Below are 20,346 nucleotides of genomic sequence, written 5' to 3' on the forward strand. Positions count from 1 at the left end.
TATTCAGGAGCAAATAAGATGAATAGGGGTTGTCGGGCTAATCAAACAGGTTTTGTTTTAGAAACAACTGTTGCAGGCACTTTACAAGCTCACGGCTATCTCGAAATTTGCCCTCATTTACCGAAAAAGCGCAAGCGGGATTGGCTGTTAGTTTCTACAGAATTTCCTAAGCGGTATGCCAAACAGGTATATATCGGGTCTAGCATTTATGAAACTGAAATAAATGTCGATTTTTATATTGTTGGTTCTGGGGCAATTTCTCAGGGTTTAATAGTTGAGTGTAAGTGGCAGGAAGATAAAGGTTCTGTTGACGAAAAGTATCCTTACCTTAATTTAAATATTAAAAATTGCTATCAGGTGCCAACTATTGTGATAGTTGGTGGTGATGGCATGAGGCAAGGATCGATCGAGTGGTTCAAAAAACAAATTGCTGATAATCCAAATCTATTGGGAGTTTACAAGCTGGAAGGGTTTATCACTTGGGCTAATAAACATCTCTAAGATAACTAATCTCAAACTTGATTATTTGAGAGCCAATTATTATTCCAGAATGATTGGCTTTTAGTCTTGTGTTTTTTATTGTATCTGGCTATTCTGTTTTTGGGATGTTGGCTTAAGTCTTTAAAATGAACGGATTAATAATTCCTTGACTTTGCCACGCTTACAACTATTGGAATTGATTCCCCTAGCTGCTGAAATTTCAATTAATTGTGGCATCCTAGCAGTTTTAAAAGCTTGAGAGTCTGTGTAAATTTTCTTGATAAAATCACAATGAGAGTTAGAGAGCATCACTTTCACCCCCCGTTCTGCGAGTTCTGCAAAAACGTCTCTCAGTTGCTGTTGTTCGGCTTCTTTGAAATCATTGCGGTTGTATGCTGTGAAGTTACTGGTGGCACTGATAGGATGATAAGGTGGGTCGAAATAAACAAAGTCTTCACTGCTTGTGACAAACTCCTTGACTCGATCGAATTGCCTAACTTCAATTTGAACGGAAGCAAGGGCAGAGGATACGGCTCGCAATAAATCTGCTTGACAAATGTTAGGTTTTTTGTATCTGCCTATGGGAACATTAAATTCACCTTTGGAATTTTCTCTGTAGAGGCCGTTGTAACAAGTTTTATTTAGATAAATCAGCCGTGCTGCTTTCTCTGTATCTGTTTTATAGGATTGCGATCGCACCCAATAATAGTACCCTTGATTGTGCCGGCTGTGTTCTAACTGATGATCCTCTAGCATTTGAATTAACTCCTCCACCCGATCCCTGACGCAGCAATAGGCATTAATCAATTCTGGGTTGATATCTGTCAAAATAGCAGCCAAACCAGGTTGCTGCTGCTTTAAGTGAAAAAAAACAGCACCACCGCCCAAAAAAGGTTCGTAGTAAGTTGTGAAATTTTGAGGGAAATAAGGTTGATATTGTTCAATCAACTTACTTTTACCTCCAGCCCATTTCAGAAATGGACGTGGCAATATTTGAGAAGGTGCGACAGCAGACATTTATGTAGAAATAGCAGCCTTATCATATTTATCACAACTAGAACTGAATAGAATCTGAATTTGCGATCGCAGTTGATGTCCCCGCACTCACTGGACAATCCAGTGGCGACAATTGAAAATTTGTCGCTAGAATTATATTTGTCAGTCTGGATCGCCCAAATGCCCGATCGAGCCCAATGCAGTCCCGATCGCCCGATCGACCCATTTAGCTCCGGCTGTGCCAAAATTGTCTCACTCGTTCACAAGTGTTACCAGTGAAAAATGACACTGGCACACTTTACCCCACCAAGCTCATGCAAGATTTCATTAATAACGTCTCCCGTTATCCCCGTTTTTTGATTACTGTCTGTCTGGGAATCTTTTTTTTCCTGTTCGAGCGACTCAAACCTCTACTCGATCGACCAGCTACCGCCATCGCCCTGGTTAGTTTGATCGTAGCAACTTTCGTCTTTTTAACTTTTACACTGCGCGCTATGTTAGGTTTGAGTCCGGTTTAAATGCAAGCTCAAGAGTCAATAGCCATAGAAACCATATAAACCAGAAAAACCCAACCAGTCATGCAAACTCTACAGATTAGAAACGAAAATTAGGAATTTCGAGTTTTGAGTTAAAACACCAACTCTCGAACTAACTCCAAATTCGTTGTCGATCGCACACTTGCCAAGAGTCACTGCGATAGATTGGAAGAGGACATCTAGATTCAGTAACGATTATCCCCCTTGCTCAGTTCATAGGAAGCGGCACACCCCGCCCCGCTTTCCTCTCACGTTAACCAGACGGTATCAAGAGAGTCTCCAGCGGCAAAGACAGATGAAGTTTGAACATATCTATCAATTTTTTCAAGACCCCCCTCCTGTTTATCTAAACAAGGAACTAGCAGTGTGCTACATTCTCTCCGTCTTATTACGCGGAGATTCCTACGGAACCGAACTGATCGGACAACTAGAGAGGGAATTCCCCATCTACCGACTTTCTGATACCGTACTCTACAGCGCACTTAAATTCCTGGAAGATGAAGCTGTCATCACCGGTTACTGGAAAAAAGTAGAAGGACGCGGCCGCCCGCGCCGGATGTATCAAATTCTCCCAGAGTGGCGACATCAAGCTCAAGACCTCGCTCATCTTTGGCATGGATACATTGCTCAGGGAAAAGGGGTGTCTAGACATCAGCACCAAGACTTAGAAACCGGACACAGCGGTTAGTGCAATTTTAATCCGATGCCTCAACTCTTCAGATGTCGGCACTACTTGCAAAGCGATTTGCCCCGTGGGCCTTCGCTTTGCTCAATCACATCACCGAAGAACCTATCGAAGGGCATTTTTGCTTCTTCCTACTTAATTCCCCTTACACAAACTTTTAGCTGATGAATAATCCTGTTTTGCCATCCACCTTTGTGCTGACGCTGGTGTTAGCTGTGGGCTTGTTTTTTTTCATCAAGGCTTCTGTCAAAGACCGAACCGAACAAGTTAAACTCGCTTCCGAGAGTAACCAAGAGTCACTGTTAACCCAGCTACAAGAGTATTTTGCCCAGAGAGCTTACCGAGTTGCAGCCGTCGATGCTCCTAACTACCAAGTCACTTTTGAAGGGTTTGTCCGTCCTAGTTGGTTTTTAGCTATTTTTTTAACCCTCCTGAGTGCAGGGGGCGCTTTGTGCCTGGGACTGGTTTTGGCGATGCTAGTTCCTCAGCAAGGTCAAATTTTTCTTGCTTTGGTGTTACTATCGCCACTGGCGGGGATATTTTACTGGAAAAAAGCTGGACGCCCTGAACAAGTCTCTCTCAAACTGGAATCCGTCGCCGAGTCGGGAAGCCAAACCAAGAGCTTAATTACTGTCAGAGGTCATCGCGACGAACTCGCCGTCATGCAAAAAGCTTTGGCTCTGACACCGATCGATTGACAATTTAAACGTCACCTTTTCTGATAATCTAGATGCTGTCGGTCCAGGATTTTCAGAGACCTCCATTTTGAATGTCTCTATAACTGACACTTCGAGCAGACTAAACTATGAATGCTTGAATTCTGTGTGTTCGTGATTAGTTCCATCCAACTAATGCTCAAACACACCATCACTCACAGTAGCTCCCACAAAAGCCATTATCTTGAGAGTGCCGACTGTGGCGATCGCCCTTGTGACGATCGCTTCTATGGCGATGGCTCCTTGGGCCTAAGTTTCTAAGGAATTTTCGCTTAAATTTGCAGTTGACACCCTCGAGACAATGATCTATTTTGAGCTTTTGTTAAAAAGTTGCACTAACACTGCCCTCAATGTTTTGAACTAAACATTTTGAGTTTACCGTTATAAACTCAGCATTTTAGTTGGGAGTTTGGGGGTTTTGGCTTCTGGCTTTTGGCTTCTGGCTTCTGGCTTTTGAGCTATGCGCGACTGGCTGACACCACAGGAATTTTTTCTGTGGTAGACGACTCCAACATCACTTTTAAGCTGGGAAACAAGAAATGGTTCTCTTCTACGTATTGAGCTCCAAATAAACCTTTTTCAGCCCAGAAGTATCGATCGGTGGTATGCTCATTGCGTTTGACCAACAGCAAAGCTGGGGGGGCAATGCCTTCAGCATGGATGAACTTGCGAGCCGCTGTTACGGGTTTATCTTCGCCGCTCTCGATGCTATATTGAGGCACACACTCTAAAATCCTGCGTCCTTCTTGTCGGCGGCGACTTTTGCGCTTGCGTCTCCTGGCCAATTTCTTTACCTCCTCTGTGAGCAGACAGGTTGTAATTATAGCTACCAAATCCGAGCCGAGTATATCCGTTCTAGCTCAAAATATCAAGTTTATTTAATAATTCGACATAATCTTAACATTTGTACCCCTCGACCAGAGTATTGCCATCGTGGTAGGTGAACCCGAAACTATCCCTCGCTCAAAAAAATTAGGAAGTCTGAAAGCTATACAGACTGGTTATTTAAACAAAATTTATCCCAAAACAATTCAGTGCAGGAACAACAAAGCAGTCTGTAATCGATAAGTTAGAAATTGTAATTTACTTAATAATTCCGTTAAATATCTTAATGCGGCGCTCATGTTAAAGCCAGCCAGTTCCGAATTTGTCAAGCTTTGTCGATCGCAGGTGGCGATCGCCGTCAGTTTGGGAGCGACATTCAGCGCCATATACCTGACGGAAGAACTGATCGAAGGTAGCCAAGCAAAATTGATACCGATCGCGGTTTACCCGGAAACCTCAGAGTCCTGGGCCCAAAATCAGAGCGTGAGGCAGCAATCTCCCACAACCTCAGCATTAAAGGCGATCCCGCGACTGCTGGCAGACCAAACTCCAAGTCGAGAAAACTCAGAAATGGGGGCAATCCAGCCAGAGTCTCTTCCAGGTTTTAACAGCAATTCCCATCAGTGCCAAGGCCCAGAAAATATTTGGCTGTCTCGGCGGCAAATTGTGACACCTCTGATTCACGAAGGAGTAGTAATGGGACTTCTGGTCAGCGGCAGACAAGACAGGCCTTGGAACGATCGAGAGGACGCTCAAATACAACAAATTGCTCGCACCCTGGCCCTCGCCTGCATTTTAGACCAGCGATCGCAGTGGATGCAACAAGAACTACGCCAGCAGCGACAAATCCAAACTCAGGTTTATGACACGATGCAGAATTTACTGCACCAGTTCAAAAGTCCGCTCACAGCCTTACGCACTTTTGGTAAGCTGCTAGTCAAGCGGCTCGTCCCGGAAGACAAAAACCGCAACGTAGCTTTGAGTATTATCCGAGAGAGCGATCGCTTGCAAGAATTGCTCTTACAGTTCGATCGAACGGTTGACATCGGCGAAAGCAATTTGAGACTACCCTCTGGTAGTTCAGAAATAGAGATGTCCCAGGCTGAATTAAATCGTCAGTCTCCTCTGTCTCTGTCACCTGTAAGCAATCAAGATCAATCCTGTTGTGTTGCAGAAGTGTTAAAACCGCTGTTAATTTCAGCTTCTGCGATCGCCTCCGAAAGAAACCTCAAATTAGTAGCAGAGATTCCAGGAAATTTGCCCGCAGTTTCAGCTAACGATCGAGCTTTGCAGGAAGTTTTGAGCAATCTAATTGACAATGCCTTGAAATATAGCTATCCTGGTAACAAAATTTACATTAAAGTAGACAATCAAGCACAAGAAGCCAATGGAACCAAACAACATCAATTGCCAGCCCTAGCAGTTGCTGTCAGCGACACAGGTTCAGGAATTCCCCCCCAGGATTTAGAGCATTTATTTGAGCGACACTACCGGGGAGAAAAAGCCCAGACAGAAATTCCCGGAACCGGATTAGGTTTAGCGATCGCCCGCGATTTAGTCCACCAAATGCAAGGAGAAATAGAAGTATATTCCCCTCTCAATCCTGAATGGCTACCCTCTGTCGGGTCACATTTATCTCCCAGCGATCGCGGCACTACCTTCGTAGTTTGGCTGCCACTGAGTCAGTAAATCCCTCTATTAATAATAGGAGATATTTTCTATGAAGCGCCGCTCTTTATTTGAAACAAAATCCCCTTTATTTATTTTTTTAAATTTACTGAAAAAACATTTTTTTACCGTCCCTTTTTTGGTATTGATTAACACTTTGACTATAATCATGTTGGGTGGAATCAGCATATATGCCAAACTTACAAACAAGGGATATGGAGTTGAACGCCTGTTTAGCGATCCGTTTAACTTCTGGTTGCCTTACGAAGGCATTTTAACAGGAATTTCAGAATTATTTTGGTCAATTCCCGTAACAATTTGTGCATTTACGTTCGGAGTGCTACGCCAAAAAAATCATCGCGCTCCCGTCCAAAGCTTCTTATTTTTTAGCGCTTTATTATTGGGAGTATTTTCCCTGGATGACAGATTTAGGATGACTTTGATTCTTTCTGGTTTAGGAGTATCTAAGAAATTAATTTATTTGTGTTATGCCACTGGCATTTTGGCATGGAGTGTGAGATTTTGGAAGCTCATCAAAACTACTCCTTACTTGCCATTAATAGCAGTATTTATCTTATTTGCCATTTCCCGATTAGAAGATATCTTCGCCGCCAGAAGTCAAGGAGTCCATGCTATGTTAGAAGATGGCACTAAATTATTAGCTCTGATAAATTTAGCACTGTATTTTTGGCACGTATGTCATCAAGAACTTGTGGGAAAAAAACCGATAAACACAGATGAAATCTGAGGCTATAGGAAAAGCCATAGATCCTGTCTCAGTTAGGTGAGGTAAGGTAAGGGGTAATTGCCATGACCAGTTTGAGTGATTTCCATATAACCAACAACAAATAATCAACAACAAATAACCAACAACAAACAACAAACAACCAATAACAAATAACAAATAACCCTTTACTGATAAAAGCTATATAATGATTGAAGAAAGTTCTTCAAGATTATTAATTATGAAAGTTGGTTCTAGGGAAAGACACTCATGGCGATCGCCATAGCCATAAGCTGCCCAACAAGCATCAATTTGAGCATTTTTAGCAAACAGCAAATCCACCGCGGTATCACCAACCATTAAAACTTCACTATTATTCAAGTCGGGAAAAAGTGGTTTGATAATTGAGTAAAATACAGTCGGATCTGGCTTTTGAACCATTTCTCCATCATCTCCAATAATCAAATCAAAAAAAATGTGAATATTTAATTTATCTAAAAATAAATTCACAAAATTAACGTGTTTATTACTGAGGACTCCCAGACTTAATTCTGCTTGTTTTGCTAGGTGCAATATTTGCGTTGCCCCCGAAAATAGAGCCAGTTGTTTTTCACCTTCAGTGCGATAATAGTAACGATAAGTTTCAACCCATTGGGGAATTTCTGTTGCTTCTATAGCTGGATGGAGGATTTGGAAAGTCTTGGCTAAATTAATACCGATCGTGCCTCGAATTAGATCGGCAGTCGGTGGTACTAGCAGGAATTTTTCAAAAGTTTTGGTAATGCAAGATATAATAGCATTGTGAGTAATTGCCAAAGTACCATCAAAATCAAAAATAATTAACTTGTACTGACTCATATTCCTCTTCCAATCTCAATTAAAATTTTTCCACATTCGGCTCTGGCGGGTAACGCCGAACCAGAGGGTAGGCCTCCAATCTCAAACAAAAAAGCCCCTGGGGCTAACAGCATCCTCAAAATCGATATAAACCTTCATCGGTTATCATCTAAAATTTGCGTATATTAACTTAAGTATTGCATTATTTTCTGTAGAGTATATGGCACTAATTGTTCAGAAATATGGCGGAAGTTCGGTAGGAACAGTCTCACGGATTCTGGAAGTAGCCAGACGAGTTGTCAAAACCGCACAGCTAGGCAATTCCATAGTTGTCGTCGTTTCCGCCATGGGTAAAACCACCGACGGCTTGGTAAAACTGGCTAAGGAAATTTCCGCAACGCCCAACAAGCGGGAAATGGATATGTTGCTCTCCACCGGCGAACAAGTGTCGATCGCACTTCTGAGTATGGCATTACAGGAACTCGGACAACCCGCCATCTCCCTGACAGGAGCCCAAGTCGGCATCGTCACCGAAGCCGCCCACACCCGCGCCCGGATTTTGCGCATCGATCCGACTCGCATCGAAAGCCAGCTCAACAGCGGAAAAGTAGTTGTAGTAGCAGGTTTCCAAGGCATCGCTGATGCCGAGGAACTAGAAATTACTACCCTGGGGCGAGGCGGTTCCGACACTTCCGCAGTGGCGATCGCGGCTGCATTGCGGGCCGACAGGTGCGAAATTTATACTGACGTACCCGGAATTTTGACCACCGATCCGCGCCTAGTAGCCAACGCCCAGTTGATGGATGAGATTACCTGCGACGAAATGCTGGAATTGGCGAGTTTGGGTGCAAAAGTGCTGCACCCGCGGGCGGTAGAAATTGCCAAGAATTACGGAATGCCCTTGGTAGTGCTGTCTAGTTGGAGTGACGCCCCCGGTACGCGGGTAGTGTCGCCTCCCCCCCAACCACGGCCTTTAGAGGGCTTGGAGCTCGCCAAAGCCGTGGATGCGGTGGAATTTGACCTGGATCAGGCGGGGGTGTCGTTGCTGCGTTTGCCCGATCGCCCCGGAGTAGCAGCGCGGTTATTTGGTGCGATCGCCAAGCAAAATCTCGATGTAGATTTAATTATCCAATCAATTCACGAAGGAAATACTAACGATATTGCCTTTACCGTCACGCGAAATTCTCTACAACAAGCCACCGCCGTTGCAGATGCAATTATCCCCGCCCTCGGCAAAAATTCTCGCCCTGAATTGGGAGAACCGGAAGTCAAAGCCGAAGAGCGACCCATAGCTAAAGTTAGCATTGCAGGGGCGGGAATGATCGGGCGTCCGCGGGTTGCAGCCGAAATGTTTAAGACTTTAGCGGATGCGGGAATTAACATTCAAATGATTTCCACTTCCGAGGTAAAAGTTAGTTGTACGATCGATGCTGTCGATTGCGATCGGGCAGTGGCCGAACTCTGCAAAACTTTTGATGTCTCCAACTCCCCCCTCGCCCTCAATTCCCCATCTCCAAAACCTGCCGCCGTCAGGGCTGTAGCCCTAGATTCCAACCAAGCACGTCTAGCAATTCGTCATTTGCCCGATCGCCCCGGAGTCGCAGCAAAACTGTTTGGATTGTTAGCCGAGGAAAACATCAGCGTAGACACCATCATTCAGTCCCAGCGCTGCCACAATATCGACGGCATATTAACTCGCGACATTGCATTTACCGTAGCACAAATCGATGCAGAAGCTGCTAAAATAGTCCTCGAAAAAGCCGCCCCAGAATTGGGATGGGGCGAAGTTTCCGTCGATACACAAATTGCGAAAGTTAGCGTAGTCGGTTCCGGGATGATCGCCCATCCAGGAGTAGCAGCAAAGATGTTTGAAGCCCTTTCCCGGCACCAAATCAACATTCAAATGATTGCGACTTCCGAGATTAAAATTAGCTGCGTGGTGGATGAAGAACAAGGCGTAACTGCTTTGCGCGCCATTCACACAGCTTTTGAACTGGCTGGTACCGAAAAAATCCAAGTTCCAGCATAATTAATCTTGACCTTTCCATGGTCATGATTTAACCAGACCTTGAACACTCCACAACACAGAGTCCGAAAATATAGATCTGAATACAGGACGATTTTTATTTGATTAAATATCAAAAAATCGTCCTTTTTTAAGGCTGAGGAGTTATGGAATGATTTAACCACGAAGGCGCGAAGGACGCAAAGGAAGAGAAGAGAGAAATCATAATTCCTATGTCAACGGATTTGATATTACAGATTTGGTATGAAATCACAGTAGCAGATCACAAGGCTTCAATCACCGAGTACAAGTTTAGTTATCTATAGCAGTCCTTGCAGGAGTCGTAAAGTTTTTACCCCACCCCAACCCTCCCCTTATTAAGGGGAGGGAGTAAGAAATTCACAAATGATTTAGGATTGCTATATCATCTACTAGGTAGTGAAGAAAACATCAGCGGTTAGATAGCTAGCATCAATGTCAAAGACGATCGCCAAGTAATCAGAATTAACCTTAATCGCTACAGAAGCCGTTGGCATCCCACCATCTATCTGTAATAGCACAGGCTCAAAAGATAATTGATTGTAGGCAATGTCTCCACTCAAACCAATTGCATCACCCTGAGAAAAATCTATAATTACATCAGCACGCTCGATGGATGCGATCGCCTGATTTTCCGCAAATATAAACGCATCCTTGCCAATACCACCAATGAGTATATCTTGACCAAAATCCCCAATTAATACGTCATCATCAGCACCGCCATTGAGAATATCATCTCCCTTGCCACCCTGCAAAACATCATTACCATCTCCTCCAATTAAGGTGTCATTATCATTGTTACCACTGAGAAAATCTTTGCCAAAACCGCCATCGAGAAAATCAGAACCTTTCCCGCCCAGCAAAATATCATTGCCGCCAACTCCGGCTAGGGTATCTGCTCCTTGATTACCATTAATCAAATCGTCATTTTCTGTAGCTGTGAGCAAGTCATTACCCGATAAAGCACTAATTCCTGTCTTAGCTGCTACTTCTGGAATCACAGTATCAGATCCGTCTGTTAGGAGGCAAAACCCTTCTCCCCGTAGATTTTCAGGGATTCCTGTTGCTTCACCACTATCGGTGGTATTGGGGAGAGAGGTTTGGATGGAAACTATGGGTGCTGGTATGGGAGTCGTTACAGGTGTTGGGGTTGGTACGGGTGTTGGTATGGGTGTTGGTGCGATCGCAGGAATCGGAGTCGTTACAGGTGTTGGGGTTGGTACGGGTGTTGGTATGGGTGTTGGTGCGATCGCAGGAATCGGAGTCGTTACAGGTGTTGGGGTTGGTACGGGTGTTGGTGCTAGTGCTGGTGTTGGCGTGGATGTGGCAATTATCTTCTCGATCTGACTCCGATCGACGAAATTTAATGGCAGAGTAATTTCAGTGGGCGTGGTTGAGAGGGTAAGAGGTAGTGTAGGAATTGATACCGGAGTTGTTACCGGAGTTGGCGTTGTCGCCGGAGTTGGCGTTGTCGCCGGAGTTGGCGTTGTCGCCGGAGTGGGAGTTGTCGCCGGAGTTGGCGTTGTTACCGGAGTCGGCGTTGTCGCCGGAGTTGGCGTTGTCGCCGGAGTTGGCGTTGTCGCCGGAGTTGGCGTTGTCGCCGGAGTGGGAGTTGTCGCCGGAGTGGGAGTTGTCGCCGGAGTGGGAGTTGTCGCCGGAGTGGGAGTTGTCGCCGGAGTTGGCGTTGTCGCCGGAGTTGGCGTTGTCGCCGGAGTGGGAGTTGTCGCCGGAGTTGGCGTTGTTACCGGAGTTGGCGTTGTCGCCGGAGTGGGAGTTGTCGCCGGAGTTGGCGTTGTTACCGGAGTTGGCGTTGTTACCGGAGTTGGCGTTGTTACCGGAGTGGGAGTTGTCGCCGGAGTTGGCGTTGTCGCCGGAGTCGGCGTTGTCGCTGGAGTCGGCGTTGTCGGAGTCGGCGTTGTCGGAGTCGGCGTTGTCGGAGTCGGCGTTGTCGGAGTCGGCGTTGTCGGAGTGGGCGTTGTCGGAGTTGGAGTACCCTCATTGATGAGCACTGTCAAGCTTTTGCTCAATTCATTCGCCACAACCAGATCGAGTTTACCATCACCATTGAAGTCAGCAGCCGCAAGTGAGGAGGGACGAGATCCTACTGGAATTTCTGGCTGTTTGGTAAACTTACCAGCATCAGAGTTTAGCAGCACTGAGATGTTATTGCTACCTTGGTTGGCGATCGCCAAATCAGCCAAACCATCGTTATTAAAGTCACCACTGGCGATCGAACTTGGAGAATTACCAACAGTAATATCTGGCTGTTTGGTGAAACTGCTACCCTGAGAATTCAACAAAACTGAAATGCTGTTGCTGGCTGTATTTGCGATCGCCAGATCGGGAAAACCATCGTTATTAAAGTCACCAGTGGCGATCGCCCTTGGTGAATTCCCAACAACTATATCTGGCAACTTTGTCAAGTTACCACCACCAGCATTCAGCAACAAAGTCACATTATTGCTACCTTCGTTGGCGATCGCCAAATCGATTTTACCATCAACATTAAAGTCAATCGCCGTCATCGCCACAGGATTAGTACCAACAGGAATGGCTGGCTGCAAAATAAAGCTAAAACCACGGTTTAGCATCAAAACTGCCACATTCTGCTTCCCATTGACGACAGCAAAATCTAGTTTACTATCCCCATCAAAATCCGCCGCGATCGCCGCGTCAGGAAAAGGCAGATTACCAAAGCTAAAGGTTGGAAAATTAATGAATCCTAATTTGCTATTTAATAGTAATGATATGCTACTATCTCCGCTATTTGCTACCAAGAGTTCTGGTCTATTATCTCCATTAATAAAATCGGCTGCTAAAACGATGGTGGGGGCGCTTCCCACATTTTTGTTCAGTTTAAAATCAAAGTTTCCAGAGCCAGCATTAGCGAACAAAGAGATGCTATTGCTGCCTAAATTTGGTACAACTAAGTCGGGTTTGCCATCTCGATCGAAGTCTGTCACCGTCAGTGAGACTGGGTTCGTATTTACCGATACATCTTTACGGGAGAAGTTCAAAGTGCTACCCCTCTAATTTTTATTAGTGTATAAAATTTTATGACTATTTTACAGGATTTTTGCGGTAAGTCAATCGATTTGGGACTTCCCCCGTCAGTCAGGCTGGGAGATGCTGTGTTAGGATGAAATTGGCGATCGACTAAAAGGAATTTAATCTTATGACTATAGCTAAGGAACAGATTACTGATAGCATCAGCAATAGTGGTTTATCAAATTTCCGCATCACCGTTGAACGTCTGATCGAACTTTTAGACTTAGAAGAAGAGGATGAGTACGGAATTTTGAGACCGACTGAGTATGCTTTCAGGACAGCGATGAAATTGGTAGTTGAGGCCTATGATAGCATGGGCAACAGTTTTCCTAAATGCTCTACTGGTACTGATGACCAAGGTAGTATTAGACTTGCTTGGGAAAATATAAAAGCTGATTGTAGAGTTAGGTTATTTTGCCCATCTAATGCCGAGGAAAAAGCTTACATTTATCATCAAAAGAATCAGGAATATAAATCCGAAGATCTCATTTGCGCGTCAACGTTAGTTCATTGGCTACAGTGGTTTAACAAGGTATAACTGATAAATTTTATAGGAGTCACTCCGATGTAGTCCTAAAGAAGTGCTATAATTTTGATTATTCGTGGATAAAATTCATCCTATTTATTCTGCGAATGACATCTTTATGAATAAATATTTATGACTACAAACTATGAATTCGAGCCTTTACCTGAAAGTGCTATTGTCTATAGAGCTTTACTTCGCAGACAATGGATTGACGAAGCAAATAATTTAGTTGTATCTTCCGCTTATTTACTTCGCCCCAATGAACCGGGTTTATCGGTAACAATTGCCAGTGTTTGTTCACCGGAACAATGTGCGGCAAAATTCCAAAATTGTTACGGAGTTGCTAGTATCCAAGTAGGACAAATTCGTGAATTAGGTTTAGACGCAATACCTGACTCTGACTCCCATGCTCAGATAGTCGGTTTACCTTAGGTGAAAGATGATCGAGATAGGGCTGAAAGATTGGCTGATTTGTTAGCAGAGCGATCGAGAATTGTATGGACACTTTCGCAAACATAGCTGAGCAAGTTTTGAGGTTAAATCCGGGTTAAAACCCCCTGATAATACTCGGCGGTTTCAACCATCGAGTATTGCTTGGGCGATCGCCTCCACCACGGGCACGCAAACCGAATTCCCAATTTGCTTGTAACTTTCTCCCGCACTCGGATAACTCTTAAAATCTTCAGGAAAACCCATCAAACGATAACATTCCTTCAGCGTCAACTTTCTCACCATATCTCGATCGGGAAAATAGACAAAAAACCTGCCCGATGTTTCTTGGGAAGGAATTGTCGGATGCACGCCATCTACCGAATAAATACGATTAGGCTGTCGGTGAACCCTCGATAAATGTTCTGTATTTGGCCTCACGCCAGTTTTCCAAGTACCTTTATTTCTGTAACCTACAAATAAAAGTCCTGAATCTTGCTTTCTGGGATATTCAATTAAAGTATACTCCGATTTATCCAATATTTCAAAATCTCCTGTCTCATCTAGAAATTCCCTGAGTTTGGGAGGAAACTGGGTTTTAATTCGAGAAAAATTGAATTCTTTACCCTTAGTCGCCATAATGAATATTCTTTCGCGATGCTGAGCAATGCCAAAGTCTTTAGCATTCAGAATTTGATAATTTACGCTGTACCCCAACTCTCTCAGACTGGCAATAATTACTTTTAGGGTATTTCCCTTGTCGTGATGGATTAAATGCTTGACATTTTCCAGAACAACTACTTGAGGTTGTTTTACTTTAATAATTTTACAAATCTCGAAAAATAGCGTACCTCTAGTATCTTCAAAACCCAGCTTTTTGCCGCAGATGCTAAAAGGTTGACAGGGAAACCCCGCGACTAAAACATCAAAATCTGCTAAATCGGTAGGATTGATGTTACTAATATCCGCAAAAGGTACTTCCCCAAAATTTTCTGCGTACACTTCCCGGCATTTATTGTTAATTTCGCAGGAAAAAACACATTCAAACCCAGCCTTTTCAAAACCTTGTCGAAAACCTCCTATCCCCGAAAATAAATCTATAAATTTCATCTATAATTTAATACGAAATCTTAATCAACCCCATAATAACACATTTTGTTTCTCTCTCTTCTTCCACTCTGCGTTCTCTGCGCTCTCTGCGGTTCATCATACTAATTAGAACCAAAACCCAGCGCCGGATAGGCCAAACCGTAAGTCCCTACAGATATCGCGTAGAAAGCCGATCGCCCAAAAACTCCCAAACTTGTCCCGCAGCCGACTAAACTAGAAATAGCAAAACAAAATACAGCCATTATCTACTTCCTTTCACCAACCATGAGTCAAACCTTGGAAAACCTCACCGCCATCGATGACAACCTATCCAAACGCCACATCGACCTCGATCCAGGCGGCTACTTCATCATCTACCTCGATCGCACAACCAGCCTAATTTGTGCCAAACATTTCACCAACATCATCGACGACAGAGGCCTCGCCGTCGATCCCGAAACCGGTAAACCCATCCCCGCCCGCGGCAAAGTAGAACGCACTCAGTCTACACTTTTTACCGGCAGAACCGCCAAAGAACTTTGCGTCAAAATCCTCGAAGAAACCCGCCCCAATCCAGTGACAATGTTAGATCACGCGGCTTATTTGGGACGGGAATTTGTACGGGCAGAAATGGCCCTATTGAGCGATCGAGAATACGTTCAAGATTAGTGCGACAGTGCCATAATTTATTCACAAAATCGCAACTCATCAGATCTAGCAGTATCCGATCATGAAAAACCTTGATACCAGAAATAAGTCACCATCGGAATCACTGTCGCCAACACCAACAGCACCACCACAACAACTGTGGCATTACCTTGGTCTGTTTCTTCAGCTTTCTTAAAGGTTCCTTCAACTTGAATGTTGTCCACAACTTCAGGAGCCCCCGGATCGGGTTCACCCGACAAAACAGTAGCAATGCGCGAACTGGCCTCCGTCAACGCCTCATTGTATTTGTTACCCTCCCGCAGCGGCACTTGCACGGTTTCCCCAGCCACACTCTGGGCAATTTCATCGGTTAGCAGAGATTTCACCCCTTCCCCCGTGCGAATTGCCGCACTGTTGGTAACAGTGTCGAGAACGAGTAAAATTTGATTAGTCTGGTCTTCTGTGGCGGGAAACCACTGTTCAAACAGTTGGTTGGTGAAAGTATCCGTAGTTTCGCCGTAGTCTAAGCGGTGGATGGTGACAAACCGGACTTGTTTCCCTGTTTGTTGTTCCAAGTTGTCGAGCACGTTGCTAATCGTGGTTTCGCTGTTGCGGCTGAGTACATCGCCTTTGTCGAATACCCAAGTACGATCGCCAGCCGACAACATCGGCATTTCGTAGACACCAGTCGCCAAGGCCGGCAAGACAGCCATCTGGGATAGGATCAGGGCGATCGCGATCGCCCCCGCCAAAGGTTGGAAATGTTTTTTCCAACTCAAGAATTTCTGGAAAATTCCGATCATGAGGTTCAGGGTAAAAGTGCCTTTTTTCCAAAAATACTATACAAACCCCCTGAAAAGTCATTTTAGCGATGGCAATATTGAGAATTAGCTCAGCAATTAAACGCCCTATCCGATTGTTTTAGGATCGTCACTATGGAACCAGCAGACACTTATAAAGGTTGGATTATTCAGTCCCAGAAAGTATTCTACGTCGAGGTTTGGGATAGCCGCGGCAATCGGCACGTCGCTGTCCAAAATGCCAAAACTGAGGAGGAAGCTTTGGAATTAGCCAAAAAGTGGATTGACAAATATGAGTCAAAACCCGGCAGGATGATGATGGATGAACCCTATCCCTTCGGAGAGGCGATCGATATGCCATTTTAGCTCATAACAATTAATCCCTGACGACAGCCAGCATTTTACTACTGAATTCCGCGCAATTTCTGGGTATTTTCTACTAAGCTGCGAGCAAATTGGTCGAACCTTTCATCTAACTTTTCATCCAACAATTTACCCTCTGGACTAAAGGCTTTCCAAGCTTGTCCGATCGCAATTTGTTCAGGAATCACCCAAGCGTGAACCCATCTCAAAATCACCCGCAAATCATTCAGCGCATTGCTGTTAACTTGCCCTCCCAAAACGGCGATCGAACCCACCACTTTTCCCTCTAAATGCTCAAAACTCATTAAATCCAGGGCATTCTTCAATACACCGCTGAGGCTGCCGTGATACTCCGGCGTTGCCAAAATTAAACCGTCGGCCGCCTTAACCGAATTCTGTATTTTTCCCACATCGGGGAATTGTTGATAATCATTCTCTCCAGTGCAAAAAGGTAGATTGAGCGATCGCAAATCCCATACTTCCACCTCTGCACCCAGAGCCTGCACCCGCTGTGCTGCTATATTCAGCGCCATTTGGCTGTAAGAACCAGCCCGCAAACTCCCGCCAATTCCAACTATTTTTACCATAATGTAGGTTAAGAACCAAGTAAAACGTACTCATTATGAGTATGATTAATCTAACAAGCTGGATGCTTGATTGTCAAGAGAAGGTTGCAGAACCAGTGATGGGGACCCCGCCCTCTTGTTAAAATAAATAAACGCAGCAAACGAAGAGTAGTCAATCTTGGCAGTCTTCAACCTTGGTAGTCTTCAACTTTGGGCAAAGCAATATGAAAAATTCTTGGAAACACGCATGGCTGGGGCATCTAGCCGCCAAACAAGACAAGTCGAGGCAGAGTCCTAAAACATCAATTCCTGGACGGCATCTTTGGCGCATCCTGGGCAGTTTGGTGCTTTCTCAAGGAATATTGCTCTCGACACCGGTGTTTGCCGATACCACGCCAAACACCATGAGTTACAGCAAACTGATCGATAGCATAGACAAAGGACAAGTCAGCAAAATCGAAATAGATGAAATCCAAAGAACAGCCAAAGTTAAACTAAAAGACCAAAAACCAACAGATACAGCCAAAGTTGTTACCCTGTTCGACTACAACAACCGGGAACTTTACTCGCAAATCCGCGCCAAAAAGATCGACTTTGAAGTCAAACAAACCGCAGATAACACTGCCGCCGTCAGTTTAGTCATAAACTTGCTAGTAATTTTCGCAGTGCTGGCAGTGCTGATGGCAATCCTGCGTAGATCGACCCAATCCCAAGGAAATGCCATGAACTTTGGCAAATCCAGAGCCCGTTTCCAAATGGAAGCTAAAACGGGCGTGATGTTCGACGACGTAGCAGGGATCGAAGAAGCCAAGGAAGAACTTCAAGAAGTCGTGACATTCCTCAAAAAACCCGAACGATTTAACGCCATTGGTGCCAAAATTCCCAGAGGAGTTTTGTTGATCGGGCCTCCCGGAACAGGTAAAACCATGTTGGCAAAAGCCATCGCCGGGGAAGCAGGGGTTCCCTTCTTTTCGATTTCCGGTTCCGAATTTGTCGAAATGTTCGTGGGTGTCGGCGCTTCCCGCGTCCGCGACTTGTTCCGCAAAGCTAAAGAAAATTCCCCTTGCATCGTCTTCATCGACGAAATAGATGCCGTAGGCAGGCAACGGGGGGCGGGTATAGGTGGCGGCAACGACGAACGGGAACAAACTCTCAATCAGTTGCTGACAGAAATGGACGGCTTTGAGGGTAACAGTGGCGTGATTATCATTGCCGCTACCAACCGCCCGGATGTCCTGGATACTGCCTTGTTGCGGCCAGGTAGGTTCGATCGCCAAGTAACGGTAGATTTACCAAGCTACAAAGGGCGCTTGGGGATTTTGCAAGTTCACGCCCGCAACAAAAAACTTGACCCAGAAGTGACGCTAGAAACGATCGCCCGTCGTACTCCCGGCTTTTCCGGCGCCGACTTAGCCAATTTGCTCAACGAAGCGGCAATCCTCACAGCCAGACGGCGCAAAGATACGATCGCTAATTTAGAAATTAACGATGCGATTGACCGGATCACGATCGGTCTGACTCTCAATCCCCTACTCGACAGCAAGAAAAAGTGGATGACAGCATACCACGAAGTCGGACACGCCCTAGTAGCGACCATGCTCAAAAATGCTGACCCGGTAGAAAAGGTGACAATCATTCCCCGTTCCGGTGGCATCGAAGGCTTTACTAGCTTTACCCTCGATGATGAAATGCTCGATAGTGAAGGTTTGAGGAGTCGATCGCTGATGTTAAACCGGATTACAGTAGCTTTGGGGGGACGGGCTGCGGAAGCCGAAATCTACGGCGACGACGAAATCGACACCGGTGCCGGTAGCGATATCCGAAAAGTTAGCAATCTCGCCAGAGAGATGGTAACGCTGTATGGAATGTCTGATTTGGGGCCTGTGGCCTTGGAAAGTCCCAGCAATCAGGTGTTTTTGGGCGGAGAGTGGAGTTCGCGATCGCAGTATTCTGAAGAAATGGCAGACAAAATCGATCGACAGATTCGGACGATAGCTTTTCACTGCTACGCAGAAGCCCGCCGAATTATCAGCGAAAACCGTCCTTTGGTAGACAAACTTGTGGAAACACTGTTGGATTTAGAAACCATCGACGGCGAGGAATTCCGCCAAATTGTGAATAAATACACCCAGTCACCGAAAAAACAATTGGCACCGAGATAAAGAGTCATTGGTCATTGGTCATTGGTCATTAGTCATTAGTCATTAGTCAGTTGTTAGTTATTTGTTATTTGTTATTTGTTGGTTCCAATAACTAATGACTACTAACTAATAACTAATGACTACTAACTAATGACTACTAACTAATGATATCAATTCCGGTTGTATCGGAATGATTTAACCACGAAGGCGCGTTCCCCGCAGGGGTTCCCGTAGGGTAGGACGCGAAGGAAGAGAAGAGAGAGTTTAATAATTCCGATGCTAACGGATTTGGTATGACTACTAACTACTAACTAATGACTAATGACTACTAACTAATGACTACTAACTAATGACTACTAACTAATGACTACTAACTAATGACTACTAACTAATGACTACTAACTAATGACTAATGACCAATGACTAATGACCAATGACTAATGACCAATGACTAATGACCAATGACTACTAACTAATGACTAATGACTAATGACTAATGACTAATGACTAATGACTAATGACTAATGACTAATGACTAATGACTACTAACTAATGACTAATTTAAGACTGTTGTGCATACATTTCCCGGAGTACCAAAGCCGGATCTACCCAGCGGCCATTGTACTTCAATCCCCAGTGCAGGTGAGGGCCAGAGGTGCGGCCAGTCATCCCAACTCTCGCAATTCTCGCACCGGCTGGCACTGTTTGACCTTGCCAAATTTGTAAGCCTTCGCGATCGGTATAATAACGTCCGCCGTTACCAGTTTCTACTCTGCCTCTGAGGTGACAATAGATATGTTCCCAATTGCCCGATCGCACCACAATACCAGTACCACACCTACCATCTTCCCAAACTTCCGCAATTTGACCACCCCACCAATTGCGGATATAACTGCCTTCGGGGGCTGCGATGTCCAAACCGTAATGAAAATCCCCACCGCGGGGACCGAAGGGGGAAGTGTAGTCTTGAAATTTCTCCACAGGAAAAGAAGCTTCTTGCCACAAATTACCCGTAGCTACTTTGCTGGGTAAAGCTGACTGAGCTTTGACAAACTGCTGCTGTAAATAAGGGCCGATCGAAACAATGCCGATCGAAAGTACCAGCAGCAGCATCTGTCGGAGACGAAAAAAGCGTTTTACTGTCAGCGGGCCTCTAGAGTCTTGCAGGATTTTTTTCACGGCTCAAAGTAAGAATGTATGGACAAGTGTCTATGTTGTCAATTCG

23 protein-coding genes are annotated in these 20,346 nt (G+C 44.9%); 14 read left to right on the plus strand and 9 right to left on the minus strand.

From position 1 onward, the window contains the following. Positions 1-18: 18 nt before the first annotated feature. A complete protein-coding gene (locus AAFP14_RS15970) occupies positions 19-501 on the plus strand; it encodes a PD-(D/E)XK nuclease superfamily protein (RefSeq protein WP_341733235.1) in 483 nt (160 codons plus the stop codon). Positions 502-621: 120 nt separating this feature from the next. Here the strand turns inward: AAFP14_RS15970 and AAFP14_RS15975 are convergent, their stop codons facing one another. Beyond that, positions 622-1,497 (minus strand): DNA adenine methylase, encoded by an 876-nt coding sequence (locus AAFP14_RS15975; protein ID WP_341733236.1) that lies wholly within the window; start codon positions 1,495-1,497, stop codon positions 622-624. Positions 1,498-1,572: 75 nt separating this feature from the next. On the opposite strand from AAFP14_RS15975, the gene AAFP14_RS15980 reads away from it, so the two are divergent. From AAFP14_RS15980 to AAFP14_RS16000, 5 genes are all read left to right on the plus strand, one after another. Next, positions 1,573-1,755 carry a hypothetical protein gene (locus tag AAFP14_RS15980; protein ID WP_341733237.1) on the plus strand — a complete coding sequence of 61 codons (183 nt, stop codon included), beginning with the start codon at positions 1,573-1,575 and terminating at the stop codon, positions 1,753-1,755. 35 nt (positions 1,756-1,790) lie between these two features. Then, a complete protein-coding gene (locus AAFP14_RS15985; RefSeq protein ID WP_340523995.1) occupies positions 1,791-1,994 on the plus strand; it encodes a DUF751 family protein in 204 nt (67 codons plus the stop codon). Positions 1,995-2,307: 313 nt separating this feature from the next. Further along, positions 2,308-2,700, plus strand: a complete 393-nt coding sequence (locus AAFP14_RS15990; RefSeq protein WP_341733238.1) for a PadR family transcriptional regulator — start codon at positions 2,308-2,310, stop codon at positions 2,698-2,700. A 161-nt stretch (positions 2,701-2,861) separates the two neighbouring features. Then, positions 2,862-3,395 (plus strand): cofactor assembly of complex C subunit B, encoded by a 534-nt coding sequence (locus tag AAFP14_RS15995; protein ID WP_341733239.1) that lies wholly within the window; start codon positions 2,862-2,864, stop codon positions 3,393-3,395. Positions 3,396-3,506: 111 nt separating this feature from the next. Continuing rightward, the gene (locus tag AAFP14_RS16000) at positions 3,507-3,674 is read left to right on the plus strand and encodes a hypothetical protein (RefSeq protein ID WP_341733240.1); all 168 of its coding nucleotides are present in this window, start codon (positions 3,507-3,509) and stop codon (positions 3,672-3,674) included. Positions 3,675-3,871: 197 nt separating this feature from the next. Here the strand turns inward: AAFP14_RS16000 and AAFP14_RS16005 are convergent, their stop codons facing one another. Continuing rightward, positions 3,872-4,198 (minus strand): DUF3155 domain-containing protein, encoded by a 327-nt coding sequence (locus AAFP14_RS16005; RefSeq protein WP_340523987.1) that lies wholly within the window; start codon positions 4,196-4,198, stop codon positions 3,872-3,874. Positions 4,199-4,535: 337 nt separating this feature from the next. Between AAFP14_RS16005 and AAFP14_RS16010 the strand changes: the two genes are divergently transcribed. Together AAFP14_RS16010 and AAFP14_RS16015 are read left to right on the plus strand one after the other, a co-directional pair. Next, positions 4,536-5,927 carry a GAF domain-containing sensor histidine kinase gene (locus AAFP14_RS16010; protein WP_341733241.1) on the plus strand — a complete coding sequence of 464 codons (1,392 nt, stop codon included), beginning with the start codon at positions 4,536-4,538 and terminating at the stop codon, positions 5,925-5,927. A 31-nt stretch (positions 5,928-5,958) separates the two neighbouring features. Next, positions 5,959-6,654, plus strand: a complete 696-nt coding sequence (locus AAFP14_RS16015; protein ID WP_341733242.1) for a hypothetical protein — start codon at positions 5,959-5,961, stop codon at positions 6,652-6,654. A gap of 177 nt (positions 6,655-6,831) precedes the next feature. Here AAFP14_RS16015 and AAFP14_RS16020 read toward each other — a convergent pair whose 3' ends face one another. After that, the gene (locus AAFP14_RS16020; protein ID WP_341733243.1) at positions 6,832-7,488 is read right to left on the minus strand and encodes an HAD family hydrolase; all 657 of its coding nucleotides are present in this window, start codon (positions 7,486-7,488) and stop codon (positions 6,832-6,834) included. Positions 7,489-7,687: 199 nt separating this feature from the next. On the opposite strand from AAFP14_RS16020, the gene AAFP14_RS16025 reads away from it, so the two are divergent. After that, a complete protein-coding gene (locus AAFP14_RS16025) occupies positions 7,688-9,496 on the plus strand; it encodes an aspartate kinase (RefSeq protein ID WP_341733244.1) in 1,809 nt (602 codons plus the stop codon). 407 nt (positions 9,497-9,903) lie between these two features. Here AAFP14_RS16025 and AAFP14_RS16030 read toward each other — a convergent pair whose 3' ends face one another. Beyond that, positions 9,904-12,528 (minus strand): FG-GAP-like repeat-containing protein, encoded by a 2,625-nt coding sequence (locus AAFP14_RS16030; RefSeq protein ID WP_341733245.1) that lies wholly within the window; start codon positions 12,526-12,528, stop codon positions 9,904-9,906. Between the two features lie 158 nt (positions 12,529-12,686). Between AAFP14_RS16030 and AAFP14_RS16035 the strand changes: the two genes are divergently transcribed. Continuing rightward, on the plus strand, positions 12,687-13,097 hold the full coding sequence (locus AAFP14_RS16035) for a hypothetical protein (RefSeq protein ID WP_341733246.1): 411 nt from the start codon (positions 12,687-12,689) through the stop codon (positions 13,095-13,097). A 120-nt stretch (positions 13,098-13,217) separates the two neighbouring features. Next, on the plus strand, positions 13,218-13,517 hold the full coding sequence (locus tag AAFP14_RS16040; protein ID WP_341733247.1) for a hypothetical protein: 300 nt from the start codon (positions 13,218-13,220) through the stop codon (positions 13,515-13,517). Positions 13,518-13,661: 144 nt separating this feature from the next. Here AAFP14_RS16040 and dcm read toward each other — a convergent pair whose 3' ends face one another. Both dcm and AAFP14_RS16050 read right to left on the minus strand, forming a co-directional pair. Beyond that, entirely contained in the window at positions 13,662-14,624 is a 963-nt protein-coding gene (gene dcm, locus AAFP14_RS16045) for a DNA (cytosine-5-)-methyltransferase (RefSeq protein WP_341733248.1), read from the minus strand. A gap of 101 nt (positions 14,625-14,725) precedes the next feature. Next, on the minus strand, positions 14,726-14,866 hold the full coding sequence (locus tag AAFP14_RS16050) for a hypothetical protein (protein WP_341733249.1): 141 nt from the start codon (positions 14,864-14,866) through the stop codon (positions 14,726-14,728). A gap of 22 nt (positions 14,867-14,888) precedes the next feature. Here AAFP14_RS16050 and AAFP14_RS16055 point away from each other — a divergent pair, with 22 nt between their 5' ends. Continuing rightward, entirely contained in the window at positions 14,889-15,272 is a 384-nt protein-coding gene (locus tag AAFP14_RS16055) for a DUF4346 domain-containing protein (protein ID WP_340525167.1), read from the plus strand. 59 nt (positions 15,273-15,331) lie between these two features. Here AAFP14_RS16055 and psb32 read toward each other — a convergent pair whose 3' ends face one another. Next, positions 15,332-16,054: a photosystem II repair protein Psb32 gene (gene psb32 / locus AAFP14_RS16060; RefSeq protein ID WP_341733250.1), complete on the minus strand. Its 723-nt coding sequence runs from the start codon at positions 16,052-16,054 to the stop codon at positions 15,332-15,334. A gap of 132 nt (positions 16,055-16,186) precedes the next feature. Here psb32 and AAFP14_RS16065 point away from each other — a divergent pair, with 132 nt between their 5' ends. Further along, positions 16,187-16,417, plus strand: a complete 231-nt coding sequence (locus AAFP14_RS16065; protein ID WP_341733251.1) for a hypothetical protein — start codon at positions 16,187-16,189, stop codon at positions 16,415-16,417. A 38-nt stretch (positions 16,418-16,455) separates the two neighbouring features. Here AAFP14_RS16065 and AAFP14_RS16070 read toward each other — a convergent pair whose 3' ends face one another. Continuing rightward, the gene (locus AAFP14_RS16070) at positions 16,456-17,001 is read right to left on the minus strand and encodes an NADPH-dependent FMN reductase (protein WP_341733252.1); all 546 of its coding nucleotides are present in this window, start codon (positions 16,999-17,001) and stop codon (positions 16,456-16,458) included. Between the two features lie 203 nt (positions 17,002-17,204). Between AAFP14_RS16070 and ftsH the strand changes: the two genes are divergently transcribed. Beyond that, positions 17,205-19,142, plus strand: coding sequence for an ATP-dependent zinc metalloprotease FtsH (gene ftsH, locus AAFP14_RS16075; protein ID WP_341733253.1), 1,938 nt, complete (start codon positions 17,205-17,207; stop codon positions 19,140-19,142). Positions 19,143-19,682: 540 nt separating this feature from the next. On the opposite strand, the gene AAFP14_RS16080 is transcribed toward ftsH, so the two are convergent. Continuing rightward, positions 19,683-20,300 (minus strand): M23 family metallopeptidase, encoded by a 618-nt coding sequence (locus AAFP14_RS16080; RefSeq protein ID WP_472851059.1) that lies wholly within the window; start codon positions 20,298-20,300, stop codon positions 19,683-19,685. Between the last annotated feature and the right edge of the window lie 46 nt (positions 20,301-20,346).

Source organism: Microcoleus sp. EPA2 (assembly GCA_020882975.1).
GTDB lineage: Bacteria > Cyanobacteriota > Cyanobacteriia > Cyanobacteriales > Microcoleaceae > Microcoleus.

Excerpts from the sequence above, each read along its gene's own strand:
- AAFP14_RS15985 (WP_340523995.1), top strand. The coding sequence starts at position 1,791 with ATGCAAGATTTCATTAATAACGTCTCCCGTTATCCCCGTTTTTTGATT.
- AAFP14_RS15990 (WP_341733238.1), top strand. The coding sequence starts at position 2,308 with ATGAAGTTTGAACATATCTATCAATTTTTTCAAGACCCCCCTCCTGTT.
- AAFP14_RS15975 (WP_341733236.1), bottom strand. The coding sequence starts at position 1,497 with ATGTCTGCTGTCGCACCTTCTCAAATATTGCCACGTCCATTTCTGAAA.
- AAFP14_RS16010 (WP_341733241.1), top strand. The coding sequence starts at position 4,536 with ATGTTAAAGCCAGCCAGTTCCGAATTTGTCAAGCTTTGTCGATCGCAG.
- AAFP14_RS15980 (WP_341733237.1), top strand. The coding sequence starts at position 1,573 with ATGTCCCCGCACTCACTGGACAATCCAGTGGCGACAATTGAAAATTTG.
- psb32 (WP_341733250.1), bottom strand. The coding sequence starts at position 16,054 with ATGATCGGAATTTTCCAGAAATTCTTGAGTTGGAAAAAACATTTCCAA.
- AAFP14_RS16025 (WP_341733244.1), top strand. The coding sequence starts at position 7,688 with ATGGCACTAATTGTTCAGAAATATGGCGGAAGTTCGGTAGGAACAGTC.
- AAFP14_RS16015 (WP_341733242.1), top strand. The coding sequence starts at position 5,959 with ATGAAGCGCCGCTCTTTATTTGAAACAAAATCCCCTTTATTTATTTTT.
- AAFP14_RS16050 (WP_341733249.1), bottom strand. The coding sequence starts at position 14,866 with ATGGCTGTATTTTGTTTTGCTATTTCTAGTTTAGTCGGCTGCGGGACA.
- AAFP14_RS16065 (WP_341733251.1), top strand. The coding sequence starts at position 16,187 with ATGGAACCAGCAGACACTTATAAAGGTTGGATTATTCAGTCCCAGAAA.
- AAFP14_RS15970 (WP_341733235.1), top strand. The coding sequence starts at position 19 with ATGAATAGGGGTTGTCGGGCTAATCAAACAGGTTTTGTTTTAGAAACA.
- AAFP14_RS16040 (WP_341733247.1), top strand. The coding sequence starts at position 13,218 with ATGACTACAAACTATGAATTCGAGCCTTTACCTGAAAGTGCTATTGTC.
- AAFP14_RS16055 (WP_340525167.1), top strand. The coding sequence starts at position 14,889 with ATGAGTCAAACCTTGGAAAACCTCACCGCCATCGATGACAACCTATCC.
- dcm (WP_341733248.1), bottom strand. The coding sequence starts at position 14,624 with ATGAAATTTATAGATTTATTTTCGGGGATAGGAGGTTTTCGACAAGGT.
- AAFP14_RS16070 (WP_341733252.1), bottom strand. The coding sequence starts at position 17,001 with ATGGTAAAAATAGTTGGAATTGGCGGGAGTTTGCGGGCTGGTTCTTAC.
- AAFP14_RS16020 (WP_341733243.1), bottom strand. The coding sequence starts at position 7,488 with ATGAGTCAGTACAAGTTAATTATTTTTGATTTTGATGGTACTTTGGCA.
- AAFP14_RS16000 (WP_341733240.1), top strand. The coding sequence starts at position 3,507 with ATGCTTGAATTCTGTGTGTTCGTGATTAGTTCCATCCAACTAATGCTC.
- AAFP14_RS15995 (WP_341733239.1), top strand. The coding sequence starts at position 2,862 with ATGAATAATCCTGTTTTGCCATCCACCTTTGTGCTGACGCTGGTGTTA.
- AAFP14_RS16035 (WP_341733246.1), top strand. The coding sequence starts at position 12,687 with ATGACTATAGCTAAGGAACAGATTACTGATAGCATCAGCAATAGTGGT.
- ftsH (WP_341733253.1), top strand. The coding sequence starts at position 17,205 with ATGAAAAATTCTTGGAAACACGCATGGCTGGGGCATCTAGCCGCCAAA.